This is a genomic window from Gluconobacter albidus, from assembly GCF_002005485.1.
In the GTDB taxonomy this organism is placed as follows: Bacteria; Pseudomonadota; Alphaproteobacteria; order Acetobacterales; family Acetobacteraceae; genus Gluconobacter; species Gluconobacter albidus.
In genome coordinates, this window is sequence record NZ_CP014689.1 from 1820001 (window position 1) to 1833350 (window position 13350).

General features: G+C 61.4%; 15 protein-coding genes (1 of these 15 cut by a window edge). 10 read left to right on the forward strand and 5 right to left on the reverse strand.

Annotation, left to right across the window (positions count from 1 at the left end; translation table 11 throughout):
• Positions 1-420: the 3' portion of a hypothetical protein gene (locus tag A0U94_RS08310; protein WP_149026729.1), read on the forward strand. The gene continues 15 nt to the left of window position 1, outside the view; only the last 420 of its 435 coding nucleotides appear in the window; its start codon lies off the left edge, out of view; its stop codon occupies positions 418-420.
• On the forward strand, positions 407-985 hold the full coding sequence (locus A0U94_RS08315) for a thiamine phosphate synthase (protein WP_077803071.1): 579 nt from the start codon (positions 407-409) through the stop codon (positions 983-985). Before A0U94_RS08310 ends, A0U94_RS08315 begins: the two co-directional genes overlap by 14 nt.
• On the opposite strand, the gene A0U94_RS08320 is transcribed toward A0U94_RS08315, so the two are convergent.
• The 3 genes from A0U94_RS08320 to epmA all read right to left on the reverse strand — a co-directional run bounded on the left by A0U94_RS08320 (position 956) and on the right by epmA (position 3335).
• Positions 956-1738: a fasciclin domain-containing protein gene (locus A0U94_RS08320; RefSeq protein ID WP_077803072.1), complete on the reverse strand. Its 783-nt coding sequence runs from the start codon at positions 1736-1738 to the stop codon at positions 956-958. The two genes, A0U94_RS08315 and A0U94_RS08320, sit on opposite strands and share 30 nt — an antisense overlap.
• Positions 1739-1794: 56 nt before the next feature.
• A complete protein-coding gene (locus A0U94_RS08325) occupies positions 1795-2220 on the reverse strand; it encodes a hypothetical protein (protein WP_198945504.1) in 426 nt (141 codons plus the stop codon).
• 107 nt (positions 2221-2327) lie between these two features.
• Positions 2328-3335 carry an EF-P lysine aminoacylase EpmA gene (gene epmA / locus A0U94_RS08330; protein ID WP_077803073.1) on the reverse strand — a complete coding sequence of 336 codons (1008 nt, stop codon included), beginning with the start codon at positions 3333-3335 and terminating at the stop codon, positions 2328-2330.
• A gap of 53 nt (positions 3336-3388) precedes the next feature.
• Here epmA and A0U94_RS08335 point away from each other — a divergent pair, with 53 nt between their 5' ends.
• Entirely contained in the window at positions 3389-4447 is a 1059-nt protein-coding gene (locus tag A0U94_RS08335) for a lysine-2,3-aminomutase-like protein (protein WP_077803074.1), read from the forward strand.
• Between the two features lie 14 nt (positions 4448-4461).
• Here A0U94_RS08335 and A0U94_RS08340 read toward each other — a convergent pair whose 3' ends face one another.
• On the reverse strand, positions 4462-4770 hold the full coding sequence (locus A0U94_RS08340; RefSeq protein ID WP_077803075.1) for a carboxymuconolactone decarboxylase family protein: 309 nt from the start codon (positions 4768-4770) through the stop codon (positions 4462-4464).
• Positions 4771-4986: 216 nt separating this feature from the next.
• Here A0U94_RS08340 and efp point away from each other — a divergent pair, with 216 nt between their 5' ends.
• The 7 genes from efp to A0U94_RS08375 all read left to right on the forward strand — a co-directional run bounded on the left by efp (position 4987) and on the right by A0U94_RS08375 (position 12690).
• A complete protein-coding gene (gene efp / locus A0U94_RS08345) occupies positions 4987-5553 on the forward strand; it encodes an elongation factor P (protein ID WP_062110196.1) in 567 nt (188 codons plus the stop codon).
• Between the two features lie 6 nt (positions 5554-5559).
• Positions 5560-6387 carry an inositol monophosphatase family protein gene (locus A0U94_RS08350; RefSeq protein WP_062032950.1) on the forward strand — a complete coding sequence of 276 codons (828 nt, stop codon included), beginning with the start codon at positions 5560-5562 and terminating at the stop codon, positions 6385-6387.
• A 74-nt stretch (positions 6388-6461) separates the two neighbouring features.
• Entirely contained in the window at positions 6462-7226 is a 765-nt protein-coding gene (locus tag A0U94_RS08355) for an OmpA family protein (protein WP_208611623.1), read from the forward strand.
• An 18-nt stretch (positions 7227-7244) separates the two neighbouring features.
• The gene (locus tag A0U94_RS08360) at positions 7245-8381 is read left to right on the forward strand and encodes a hypothetical protein (RefSeq protein ID WP_062032955.1); all 1137 of its coding nucleotides are present in this window, start codon (positions 7245-7247) and stop codon (positions 8379-8381) included.
• A 3-nt stretch (positions 8382-8384) separates the two neighbouring features.
• Complete coding sequence (locus A0U94_RS08365; protein WP_062032960.1) at positions 8385-9386, forward strand: peptidoglycan -binding protein; 1002 nt, start codon at positions 8385-8387, stop codon at positions 9384-9386.
• Between the two features lie 84 nt (positions 9387-9470).
• A complete protein-coding gene (gene lepA / locus A0U94_RS08370) occupies positions 9471-11273 on the forward strand; it encodes a translation elongation factor 4 (RefSeq protein WP_062032966.1) in 1803 nt (600 codons plus the stop codon).
• Between the two features lie 10 nt (positions 11274-11283).
• Positions 11284-12690, forward strand: a complete 1407-nt coding sequence (locus A0U94_RS08375; protein ID WP_077803076.1) for a glycosyltransferase family 2 protein — start codon at positions 11284-11286, stop codon at positions 12688-12690.
• Here A0U94_RS08375 and A0U94_RS08380 read toward each other — a convergent pair.
• Positions 12681-13238, reverse strand: coding sequence for a biliverdin-producing heme oxygenase (locus A0U94_RS08380; protein ID WP_077803077.1), 558 nt, complete (start codon positions 13236-13238; stop codon positions 12681-12683). The two genes, A0U94_RS08375 and A0U94_RS08380, sit on opposite strands and share 10 nt — an antisense overlap.
• Positions 13239-13350 lie beyond the last annotated feature (112 nt).

Sequence of the window (13350 nt, forward strand, 5' to 3'; positions counted from 1 at the left end):
CCGCTCCGGCCCGTTGCTCAGGAAAGACCCGATCCCGCTTTGGGGTCAAGGACATCCCTGCCCATTCACTATCCTGTTTTCGTAATTTCGTCGCGCCACGAGATGGAGCGTCTGGCCCGACTCAAGGGAAAACGGTTTCTTGCTCTTTCCGTCGAAAGTGCAGGCAGCAGTTTTGGCGTTCCCTGGTGGCTGAACGTCGTGAATACCCATGCAGAACTGTCCATTCTGGACTGCGGCGACTCCCCCACGGCGGCACGGCAGGCACTGGATCTCGGGGTTGGAGGGGTGATCTGCCGGGTCAATGCGGCACAGTTGCGCACTCTGCAATCCTATGACCGATACCGCGGGCGCCTCCTGACGCTCAGACCGCCTAGCTCCCGCTCCGACAATCTGCGAGAAGATCCCCATGACAGCCTGTGATCTCTACCCCGTTCTGCAAACCGGTTTCAATATGGATGCCGCTTTGGCGGTACTGCGCGATATTCTGCCGTTGCCTGAAGTCACCGCCCTGCGGCTGCCTCGTGGCTGGACACCAGAGAAAGCACAGCTTTCAAAACTCGCAGCCCTGCTTCATGCCAATGGGGTCGCCCTGATTCCTGAAGTCGACGTTCCGCTGTCCGGCACATCAGACTCTCTGCTGGGAATCTGCGATGGACTGCATGTCGCCTGTGTCGAGGATCTGGTCACCCTTCGTAAGACCGTCGGGAGCGACATGCCAATCGGCTGTCACTGCGACAACCGTGATGACGCCATGAAAGCTGGCGAATCGGGCGCAGACTATGTTGCGTTTCCAGCGGGCGATCTGGAACTGGTGAAATGGTGGAGTTCCGTCATGGAGCTTCCGGGCGTTACCGAGAACGTCACAACCCCGGCTGACGCATCCCTGGCGATCGCTGCCGGAGCTGATTTCCTTGCCATCCCCCTTCAGTTTGATGGCAAGGATCAGGAGCGGTTTTCAGCGATGGCCGTGCTTGCCGCCGGTTGAAACCGTTTTGACGGGTATCGGCAGCAGCGTATCCTGGGTGAAGTAAAGAACGCCATTGGACTGTGGGAAAGACTTACCCCACAGGCGGTTAGTCTCACCAACTGCGTTTTCGAGCAGCAACTCACCAGTATGCGGAGCCACTTCCACGCCCAGAAGATCGCCATACAGCGTCTTCAAGCCGATCGCACGCCCATGATTGCGGCGGATTGCCCGGCGCAAAGCGGCTTCGTCCCATTTTCCATTGGCAATCGTGTAGCCCAGAATATGGACAAGCTGCCCACGGTTCGCCGGAGCCAGCAGCCCACCGGGCCAGCGCGCACTCAGACGCTCAAAAGCGGCATTGGGAATCGCAAAAAGCGTGTACGGCCCCGGACCGCTGATCCAAGGCTCCAGCTTCGCCACCCGGAGCGCCTTGACGTAATCGCTCAGTTCCAGAGAACCCGCGATATTTTCGTCAAGGGGACGGTCCTCGTAGGACATCATCGGAGGAGAATGGTAGGCAACCGGGCTGTTGGGCGTCCCGTCCGCGCTGGGCTGGTAAGCACCATCCGTAGTTCCCGGCATGGTGGAAGCCCGGGCGCTGATCCGGGTCTCGAAACTGTCCTGATAGTTCTTCGTCCAGTCCGTACCCTGCCAGTCAGGATCGCCACAGGCGGAGAGCGTGGCCCCGAGAAGAAGCCCTACGCCGAGTTTCAGCCCCTTCCCCCAGCCTGGAAACCGTCGTGAGGGAAAAACATCGAGTCGCACATCCATGCCTGATCGCACCATCCTGTGAGCGGGAGAGACGACCATAGAGCAGGTCGGGTGATTCAGCACCCGTCCCCGCGCATGGTCCATCCGACGACCCTGCCGCTGACCAGCTCGAATGTCGTCTGACAGCTCGTGTTGTAATAGGTCGACGGAAAACCGCCACCCCATCCACCCATGCCGCCCCAGCCGCCACCCCAGCCGCCCATACCACCCCAGCCACCGCCCCAGCCGCCCATACCGCCGCCCCAGCCATCCCAACCCCAGCCACCACCGGGAGAATACTGCGTCTGGTTGTCGATATAGGCGAGGAACGTATGGCCCTGCGCATCGTAGTTGCGGGTCGGCACACCGAACTGGCGCAGGACATCCACTTCGGACTTGCCGACCATGGAATCCAGAACCTTGCGCTGCTGAAGAGTCGGGACCTCACAGGCGGAAAGGCCCAGCAGCACCAGAACGGACAGCACGCCAACTTTTTTCATCATCATCTTCCCCGACTGTGCCGCTGCAACGCGGTCATGTTCCTCTTTCGACACGTTCTAGCCCTTCTGACGCAAAAGAAGGATTAAAACTCCTGCAAGTTCCGAAAAGATCAGGCCAACCACAAAATGTCACTGATCCGCGGCGCCCCCGTTGCCAGCATCACCAGCCGGTCAAATCCGAGCGCGATCCCCGAACAGGGCGGCAGATCCGGCAGCGCCGCCAGAAAATTCTCGTCCACCGGCCAGTCCTGATCCGGTGACAGACCGATACGGCGCTTGCGGTCCGTTACAAAACGCTCCCGCTGCTCCACCGGATCCGTCAGCTCCTCGAACGCATTTGCCAGTTCCAGCCCCCCCACATACAGCTCGAACCGCAGGGCGGCGCGCCCATCCATCGGATCCCGGCGCGCAAGAGCGGCCTGTTCAGCCGGCCAGTGCGTCAGGAATGTGGGACGTTCACGGCCGATCACAGGCTCGATACGCTCCAGCAGAAGCCGGAAAAACAGATCCTCCCAGGTCTCCCCGTTGCGCAGACCAACACGCGCCTGCTCTGCAAGGGCTGCAGCATCTCCAGCCGTTCCCAGCAGATCCGCCCCCACATAACGCGCGAAAGCAGCCTGCATCGTCAGACGCTCGAAGGGGAGTGACAGATCAATGACATCCGTGCCCCGATGCACCACAGGCGGCAGAAGCGCGCGCAGGAAAGATTCCGTTTCATCCATCAGGGACGACAGGTCGGCACCCGGACGGTACCATTCCAGCATGGTAAATTCGGGCGCATGCGTGTTGCTCGCCTCACCATTGCGCCAGACGCGCGCGAGCTGGAACACGGCTTTCCCCGTCGCCGCCACGATCCGCTTCATCGCGAATTCCGGACTCGTGTGCAGGAAACGCGCCTCGCGGGAGCCGTCAGGGCGTTCAAGCTCGGTTCTGAAGCACCGCAGATGGACTTCTTCTCCTGGAACGGGAACGGCGCAGGGCGTCTCGACTTCCAGATAGCCCCGTTCTTCAAAGAAGCTCCGAACGGATCTCACCATCTGTGAACGCCGTTCGAGCAGCGGCAGACGCTCGGCGATCCGGGCCGAATCAGCGGCCAATCCAGCGGACAATACGGTCATGGCGTCTATCGCTCCTGTTGCAAAACGGGGACCCGCACCGCTAGAGGCATCACATGCACGATATGGTCAAGACAGCCCAACAGCATTCCCCAAAACGCGCCACTCTCCGCACACCGTCGGATCTGATCGACGCGGGGCTGGCGCATGAGACGGACCGTTCAACGCTCGAAGCGGTGGGCGAACGCTTCACGATGGCTATTCCTCCCGCCTTTCAGGACCTGATCACACATCCGGACGACCCTATCGCCAGACAGGTCATTCCCGATGCGCGCGAACTGGTCACGCTGCCGCACGAAGACACGGACCCGATCGGTGACGATGCGCTCTCGCCCGTCCCCGGAATTGTCCATCGCTACGCGGATCGTGCGCTTCTCAAGCCTCTGCTGGTCTGCCCGCTTTACTGCCGCTTCTGCTTCCGCCGCGAACATGTCGGGCCCGGCGGCGGTCTTCTGAACGATGCGCAGCTTGAAACCGCGCTGGACTGGGTGCGGCAGCATCCCGATATCCGTGAAATCATCCTCACGGGAGGCGACCCGCTCATGCTGGCGCCGCGCCGGCTGAAGCATATCGTGCAGTCCCTGTCGGACATGCCCCATATCGAAACCATCCGCATCCATTCCCGCGTCCCCGTCGCCGACCCGGCCCGCATGACGGAAGAGCTTCTGGATGCGATGGAGACGGACCGCGCCATGTGGCTCGTGGTCCATGCCAACCACTCCAGCGAACTGACACCGAAGGCCACGAAAGCCATCCGCGCCGTCCTGTCGCGCGCCATTCCGGTCCTGTCGCAGTCCGTTCTGCTGCGTGGGATCAACGATACGGTGGAAAATCTGGAAGCCCTTCTGCGGGCATTCCTGAAAGCGCGGGTCAAACCCTATTACCTGCACCATCTGGATGCCGCCGCCGGAACGGGACATTTCCATGTTCCGGTCGAGGAAGGACAGGCGTTGCTGCGGCAGCTTCGCGGGCGGGTCACCGGCCTTGCCTGGCCAACCTATGTTCTGGACATTCCGGGCGGGCGAGGCAAAGTCCCGATCGGCCCGGAATATCTCAAGCCCGGCTCTCCGGGCACGGTTTCAACACCCGACGGAGAGACGTGCGACTTCACCTGAGACGGAAGAAGAGCCTACTTCGCTTCAAACATATGCGTGGCGTGTGTAATCGCACCGCCCGCGCGGATCGCCGCGGCCACAAGGGCGATTTCGGAAAGCTGGGCGTCCGTCGCCCCGGCTTCGCGCGCCGCCTTCACGTGAAGTTCAATACAGTACGGACACTGGGTCGTCAGGGCGACAGCCACGGCGGCAAGCTGCTTGGTCAGGGCGCTGACGGCCCCTTCTTCGAAAGCCGCGCGGTCGAACTGCCAGAAAGCGTCCATGCCCTTGGAGGCATTGGCTTCGAGATGGGAAATGCGCGAGAGGTTCTTCATATCGTACATGCGTCTTCTCCTTGCGTTTCGCCCTGACCCTCAGGACGCACACATAGTCTGACATGACCTGCCCGGCGTGCGCTCCCAAGCCCCTCTTCCTTCACACTTTCCTGAAGTCCCCACAGCCCACGTATCCCTTGTGCCTTGCTTAGAGCCCCCGTGCGGCGCTAGAAGCCCACAAGACGTGACAGAAAATCCCTATCCAAGGGTCATCAGGACACAAGCATGAAACAGCAAGCCAACCTTATCCGGGCCGGCCAGGTCATCGAGCACGACGGTCGCCGCTGGACGGTTCTCAAGCAGCAGATCATCACCCCGGGCAAGGGTGGCGCCTTCATCCAGGTCGAAATGCGCGATCTCAAGACGGGCAACAAGACCAACGAGCGCTGGAGAACGGCTGATTCCGTCGAGCGCCTGATGACGGAAGACAAGGACTACACCTATTCCTACATGGATGGTGACAATGTCGTCCTGATGGACCCGGAAACGTTCGAGCAGCTGATCCTCGCCAAGGACATCTTCGGCGACCAGTTCGCGTTCCTTCAGGACAACATGGCGCTGAACGTCAAGCTGGTCGAAGGCGACCCGGTGGGCGTGGAACTGCCGCCGCATGTGACGCTGGAAATCACGGAAGCCGACCCTGTGGTCAAGGGCCAGACGGCCAGCTCGTCCTACAAGCCCGCCGTCCTGTCCAATGGCGTCAAGACGCTTGTTCCGCCGTTCATCGAAGCCGGTGAGCGCATTGTTGTCCGCACGGAAGACGCCTCCTACGTCGAACGCGCGAAGGACTGATCCATCATGCGTCTCTCCCCGCACATGGCCGTCATGCAGGGCGCCGCGCAGAAGGCCTCGCGCCGTCTGCTCCGTGACTTTGCAGAGGTCGAACAGCTTCAGGTCAGCATCAAGGGTCCGGGAGATTTCGTCTCCCAGGCCGACCTGCGTGCCGAAACCATCCTCCGCGAGGAACTGAGCCGTGCGCGGCCGGGCTATGCCTTCCTGATGGAAGAAAGCGGCGCTTCGGGCGGGGACAACTGGACCTGGCGCTGGGTTGTCGATCCGCTGGACGGTACGACGAACTTTCTGCACGGCATTCCGCACTGGGCCATTTCCATCGGCCTTCAGCGCAGACTGCAGGACGGCTCGGTCGAACTGGCCGCCGCGGTTGTCTACAACCCGGCTGCCAACGAAATGTTCTGGGCCGAAAAAGGCGTGGGCGCGTTCCTCAACGAGCGCCGCCTCCGCGTCTCCGGCCGCCGCAACATGCTGGAAGCCGTTTTCGCAACGGGCATTCCCTTTGCGAAGGTTCCGGGCAGCAGCCGTCTGCCGTTCGCCCGCGTTCTCGGCGCGCTGATGCCGCAGGTCGCGGGGATTCGCCGCTTCGGCGCCGCCGCTCTCGATCTCGCATGGGTCGCCGCAGGCCGTTACGAAGGGTACTGGGAATTCGGCATCAAGCCGTGGGACTGCGCAGCAGGCCTGCTTCTGGTGCGTGAAGCCGGTGGCTACGCGACCGATCCGGACGGCAACGAACTCCACGATCTGCCGGACGACGTGAATGTCGTTGCGGGCAACACAAACCTGCACGGCACTCTGCGCGCGCTCGTGCATGAAGCCCTGAACCGGAACTGACTGACCGGAGCTGACGAAACTGTCCTCACGCCCCATTGCGGGAGTCGTGAGGCGTCGTCTAGGATCGGCCTGACATGCACAGGCCGATCCTCTCCTCCCTTTCTCTGGCGGCCTTTCTGGCCTGCCTTTCGCTGCCCGCCGCACAGGCACAGGTCACCAGCAATCTGGATGACCTGCCTCAGGCTAAACCAGCCCCTTCCGCGAAAAAACCGGTCCCTGCGCCGCGCACGGCCCACACCCCGGCGGCCCATGACGGCACAAAACCGGCTGCCCAGAAACCTGCCGTAGCCTCCACGCCTGCCCCGGCGGCCACTCCGGCCAGATCCGCTCCCGCGCATGAAACGGTTCCAGAAGTTCCTCCCGCTCCGCCGCCGCCCGTCGTGCTGCCCCCCCCGTTCGTTCCGGTCCAGCTTCACCCGCCCGTTCCTCCTGCGGACGTGACAGCTGTCGCCGATGCCGCAAGCCGTACGGAATCGCTGCCTGACGGTGGATTGCGGGTTCTGTTTCCATCCGGAAGCGAAGCGCTGAACGCCGACAGCCTTAAAACGCTTCAGGCCTATGGAGCCGAACTCTCCCATCACCCGGAAGAGCGGGTGGTGCTGATCGCCCATGCCACCCTGCCGGGCGATGACGTGTCCATGCCGCGCCGCATCGCGCTGGCCCGCGCACTCGCCGTGCGCTCGATCTTTATTCACGCAGGTGTCGCTACCACCCGTCTCTATCCCCGCGCGCTGGGACGTCCGGACGCCGGAGACAGCGCGCATGCCGACCGGCTGGATGTTGTCATCGAGACAAATCCCGCAGACCCCTCACCTTCCGCAAACGGCCTGCCGAAATAACATCAGGAAAGACACGCCGTGACACGTCCTACGACCTATCTGCTCCGAATGGCCGTTTTCCTTGTCGCGGTCGGCCTTCTGGCCGCGACAATGGGCACAACCCTGCTTCAGGCCTTCAGTGCGAACCCGAAGCTCGATGCCATCATCCTTGGTGTGCTCCTCCTGGGCATCCTGTGGAACCTGCATGTCGTCCAGCGCCTCATGCCGGAAGTGCACTGGGTTGAACTCCTGCGCCAACCCCGCGCCGGTCTGGCCGCACCCAAGGCGCCGCGCCTGCTCGCCCCCATGGCCAGCATGCTGGCGGCCCGCAACCGCACGGACCGCCTGACGCTTTCAACCCAGACGACACAGGCCATGCTCGACAGCCTGTCTTCGCGTCTGGATGAAAGCCGGGAAATCTCCCGCTACATGACGCAGCTCCTGATTTTTCTGGGTCTGCTGGGCACGTTCTACGGACTTCTGCTGACGGTCAGCTCGATTGCCGGTGTTATCGGCAACATGTCCGCGGGCGGTGGGGACATGGATGTCATGTTCAACCAGCTCAAGACCGGACTGGCGGGCCCGCTGGCGGGCATGTCCACGGCGTTTTCGGGCTCGATGTTCGGTCTCGCCGGCGCACTGGTCCTCGGCTTTCTGGATCTGACCGCCGGACAGGCCCAGACCCGCTTCTTCAACGAACTGGAAGAATGGCTGGCTGGCGTGACGCGCGTGAGCGGCAGCACGTCGATCGACAGCGATGGCGCACCTGTTCCCGCCTATGTTCAGGCCCTGCTCGAACAGACCGCCGAAAATCTGGAAACGCTCCAGAACGCCGTCTCCCGCAGCGAGGAAAACCGCGTCCGCGAACTGCACATGCTCGACAGCCTTCAGGAACGCCTGCGCGGCATGACGGATCTGCTCGCCGCCAACCAGACGCTCATGACCCGCACCGCCGAAACCCAGACCGCCCTTCTGCGCCATATGGGCGATGACGGTCCCGGCTCTCAGGGCACGGCGCTCCTACGGATCGAGACGCATCTCAGCCGCCTGATCCAGGAACTGCATGAAGGCCGTGCGCAGACGATCGGAGAGCTTCGAAACGATCTCCGCGTTCTGGCCCGCACGATTGCGGCGGCCTCCGGCAGCACGACGCCCTCCCCCGGCAGGCAGGACTGATCCATGGCCCGGCGCAGACGCGGATCCCACAACGCCCTTGATGCCTGGCCCGGCTATGTGGACGCCCTGTCCACCCTGCTGATGGTCGTCACCTTCGTCCTGCTGGTGTTTGTCGTGGGGCAGCAGTTCCTTTCGGTCTCGCTGTCACGACGCGAACACACGCTCGACGCCCTGCAAAAGCAGCTGGCCGAGCTGTCGCACATGCTGTCGATGACGGAAGACAAGAACAAAAGCCTGTCTTCGACCGTTGCCACGCTGTCTGACGAAAAGCAGCACAATCAGGTCCAGCTCCAGACCCTTTCGACCCAGATCGCCGCCTTGACGGGTCAGCTACAATCGAAAGATCAGGCCCTGGCCTCGGCAGACGACACGAGCAAACAGCAGAACAGCAAGATTTCTGACCTTCAGGCGCAGGTTGAAGAACTGACCCGCCAGCTTCAGGCGATCAGCAACGCCCTCGACATTGAAAAGAAGAACGAGCAGGGCAAGGACGCCCAGATCGCTGATCTTGGCAACAAGCTCAATCTGGCGCTGGCCGACAAGGTCAACCAGCTCAAACGCTACCGATCGGAATTCTTCGGCCGTCTGCGGGACCTGCTGAAAGATCAGAAAGGCGTGAATGTCGTGGGAGACCGTTTCGTCTTCCAGTCGGAAATCCTGTTCCCGCAGGGCAGCGCCGATCTGACGCCTGAAGGCCGCAAGGAAATCACAACCCTCGCCCATACCTTCAAGCAGGTCGCCTCAACGATCCCGACGGATCTTCCCTGGATCCTGCGCGTGGACGGCCATGCCGACCGCCAGCCGATCCACAGCGCCTTTCCCAGCAACTGGGAACTGTCGTCCGAACGCGCGATTACGGTGGTCAAACTGCTGATTGCCGAGGGCGTGGACCCGCGCCATCTGGCCGCGACAGGCTTTGCCGACTACCAGCCTCTGGACGCTGCCAGCACGCCGGCAGCCTATGCCAGAAACCGCAGGATCGAGTTCCGTCTGACGGACCGCTGATCCCACTCCCGCCTGCCTTTTCACAAAGGCAGGCTTTTGCGCAGATCTACTGACATTTCTGCGATAATCCCTTATGTAGCAGCCATGACCGATACCCCGCTCTCCCTTATCCGCAATTTCTCGATCATCGCCCACATTGATCACGGCAAATCGACGCTGGCCGATCGCCTGATCCAAGCCTGTGGTGCCCTGACCGCGCGCGAGATGAAAAATCAGGTCCTCGATTCGATGGAACTCGAGCAGGAGCGCGGGATCACCATCAAGGCGCAGACGGTACGCCTGACCTATCCGGCCAAGGACGGCCAGACCTATACGCTGAACCTGATGGACACGCCGGGCCATGTCGACTTCGCCTATGAAGTCAGCCGTTCGCTCGCTGCCTGTGAAGGCTCGCTTCTGGTCGTGGACGCCTCGCAGGGTGTGGAAGCCCAAACGCTGGCCAACGTCTATCAGGCGCTTGACGCCAACCACGAGATCGTCCCGGTCCTGAACAAGATCGACCTTCCGGCTGCCGAGCCTGAGCGCGTCCGCGCCCAGATCGAGGACGTGGTTGGCATTCCGGCTGATGATGCCGTCGAAATCAGCGCCAAGACCGGTATCAATATCGAAGGTGTGCTCGAAGCCCTCGTGCAGCGCCTCCCTGCTCCCACAGGCGACGCCGAAGCCCCGCTTCAGGCCCTGCTGGTTGATAGCTGGTACGATGCCTATCTGGGCGTCATCATTCTTGTCCGCATCAAGGATGGCCGCCTCAAGCGCGGTGACCGCATCCGCATGATGCAGACTGGCGCAACCTATCATGTCGATCAGGTCGGCGTCTTTCTGCCCAAGATGCAGTCGGTCGAGAGCCTCGGCCCGGGCGAGATGGGTTACATCAATGCCGCCATCAAGACCGTTGCAGACTGCAATGTTGGTGACACCGTCACGCTCGACAAGCGCCCCGCCCCCAAGGCTCTACCGGGCTTCAAGCCGTCTATTCCTGTGGTGTGGTGTGGCCTCTTCCCGATCGACGCGGACGATTTCGAAAAGCTGCGTGACAGCCTCGGCAAGCTGCGCCTGAACGACGCCTCTTTCCACTTCGAGGCCGAGACATCGGCGGCTCTGGGCTTTGGTTTCCGCTGCGGATTCCTCGGACTGCTGCATCTGGAAATCATCCAGGAACGCCTGTCTCGCGAATTCAATCTGGACCTGATCGCGACCGCCCCGTCCGTGGTCTACAAAATGCACATGACGGACGGCACGTCCGAGGATCTGCATAACCCGGCCGACATGCCGGAGCTGAGCAAGATCGAAACCATCGAGGAGCCCTGGATCAAGGCGACCATCATGGTTCAGGACGAGTATCTCGGCCCGGTCCTGACGCTGTGTTCCGAACGTCGTGGCGTCCAGATGGATCTGACCTATGTCGGCAACCGCGCCATGGCCGTTTATCGCCTTCCGCTGAACGAAGTAGTGTTCGATTTCTACGACCGCCTGAAATCCATCAGCCGGGGTTACGCCTCTTTCGATTATCAGATGGACGGCTACGAAGAGAGCGACCTGGTCCGCATCTCCATCCTCGTGAACCACGAGCCTGTCGATGCCCTGTCCTTCATCTCGCACCGCACCGTCGCCGAACAGCGCGGTCGTTCGATCTGCGGCAAGCTCAAGGATCTGATCCCCAAGCAGCTCTTCAAGATCGCCATTCAGGCGGCCATCGGCTCCAAGGTCATCGCCCGTGAAACAATCGGCGCCCTGTCCAAGGACGTGACGGCCAAATGTTATGGCGGCGACATTTCCCGCAAGCGCAAACTTCTGGACAAACAGAAGGAAGGCAAAAAGCGCATGCGACAGTTCGGCAAGGTCGAAATCCCGCAGAGCGCCTTCCTCGCCGCCCTGAAAATGGACTGATCCCAGCCCGATGTCGAAAAGCGCCGCCATCCTGTTCGTTCACAACGAGGTTGATACGATCGGATGGTGGCTGGCCCACCATGCCACCATCGGTTTTTCGACCCTGATCGTCTGCGACGACCATTCGACCGACGGAACCGCTGCCGTCCTCTCAAACGCAGCCACGCTCTACGACATCCGGGTCCAGTCCGCCGATACGACGCTCCCCACACAACTGGAGCGTCAGACCCGCTTCCATGAAAATGCTCTCGAACAGGGCCGGGACGAGTTCGACTGGATGATGATCCTGGCGGCGGATGAGTACCTACATTTCGAGACCGCCCGATCCGTCACCGAATTCACGGCGGGTGCGACCGAAACAGCAATAGCGATAAACTGGTGTCTGTTCGGCTCTTCCGGACACTTGACGCCTTCGGCCTTCTCACCCGTCGAAACCTTCACCCGTCACGGACTGCTCAACCTGCCGGATCACCGTGTTGTGCGGCATCTTGTCCAGCCCCGTCATCATGGCAGCAGCCTGCCCGATCCCTTCTCGGCAATGGACAGACAGGCGACCTGGGACAAAAGCCGGGTCCTTCATTTTGCCGCGGGCGACCGGGAAAGTTTCTTCAGGCGCAACCCGAGTGCAATGCCTGAACAGGCATGGAAAAATTTCGATCGCAACGATGCCGACTATGGCGGTGCAAGGCGCTGGCTTCCCGAAAGCCGGCGAATTTCCTCTTTCATAACACAGGCGTCGCTGACCGATCTATACTGGCGTCTCAAGGCTGCCATGATCCATGCAGACAAGCCCGTGCTGCAAAAGCTTGGCCTGACCCCGGCACAACTCTCCGCTCCTTCGCCCCGACGCTCCCCTCCGCAATTCCGCTTCTGCACACTCGGGCAGTCGCCACGACTGATGCTGGATACGCAGAACGGCTCTCCGGTCTCCGTCGAAGCAGCCAACACAAATTTCGGGCGTTACAACCCGCTCGTCATGGCTCTTGAAGTGTCGGACACAGATCTCTGGCACGCATGCCTTTTCACAGAAAACCCCCTGCCCGACCGCTATCTCTGCTTGCCGGGTTCGCCGACGCTTCTGCCCATGGTGCCACTGCGCATCCGGATCGCGGAGAACACGGTTCAGTCGCCCGTGAGCGGTGACGACATCCACATCACCATCCCCGATCATGCCCTGACGGAAATCGATTCTACGATCGGCCTCTACAGCCGCATGACACCCTTCATGGTCCTGACGGCGGAAGGCCATAACCTTGCGGGGCTCCTGCGCGGGATCGACAGACTTCCCGCACCGGATGCCAGCGCTCTGGGCTGTGCGATTGCAATGTTGCCGTTTGAAGAGGCCGAGCGCCTGTCCGACGCTTTTCCGGGTGTTGTTCCAAGAAACGTGCGACCGGCTCGACCGCTTCAGGCCTGAGAACCGGCGCTGTTGCGGAACAGGTCAAACGTCAGAACTGCTCCTGCCGTAACAGCATCACACCGTACCACGTCACTCTCGTTCAGAGAGCGCTCCAGATACGCCAGAAACTCCGGCCATTCCCCTTTCTGATGAAAGGCCGACAGATACGCCCGGGGCAAGCCCTCAGCCACACGGGCCGAAAGCACCCTGCCGCCAAGGCGCGATCCCTCCAGAACATACAGAATGCCCAGCGCCAGGCCGTCATGCTCGGGAAAAATGTCCTGACGCGCCGCAGGAACTCCAAGCCCCATCTGCCGCAGATCATCCTTCAACAGTTCCGAGCGTGAACGCCATGAGGGCAGCGCGCTCGCGTGTTTCGCTAGATAAGTCTCGGCCGTCAGAAGCGCGCCTGCATGAGCCGTCAGAAACGCACCGTAGGATTTTCGATCCGCAAGATCGAAACGCGAAAAAGCCTCATCTACGGCTTCATGCGCCTTTCGGCTGACACGTCGCAGTTCCGCAAGGCCTGAGCTCTTTTGCCCGCCAATGCGTTCAACCGTGTCCATTCGTCCTGATCTTCCTATCCTTTGTGAAACCGTTTCCGGTTCTGTCCGTAATTAGAGTGACTTGCAACAACCAGATCCCTTCCGACACACCACAAATTCCGGAGAAACCCCC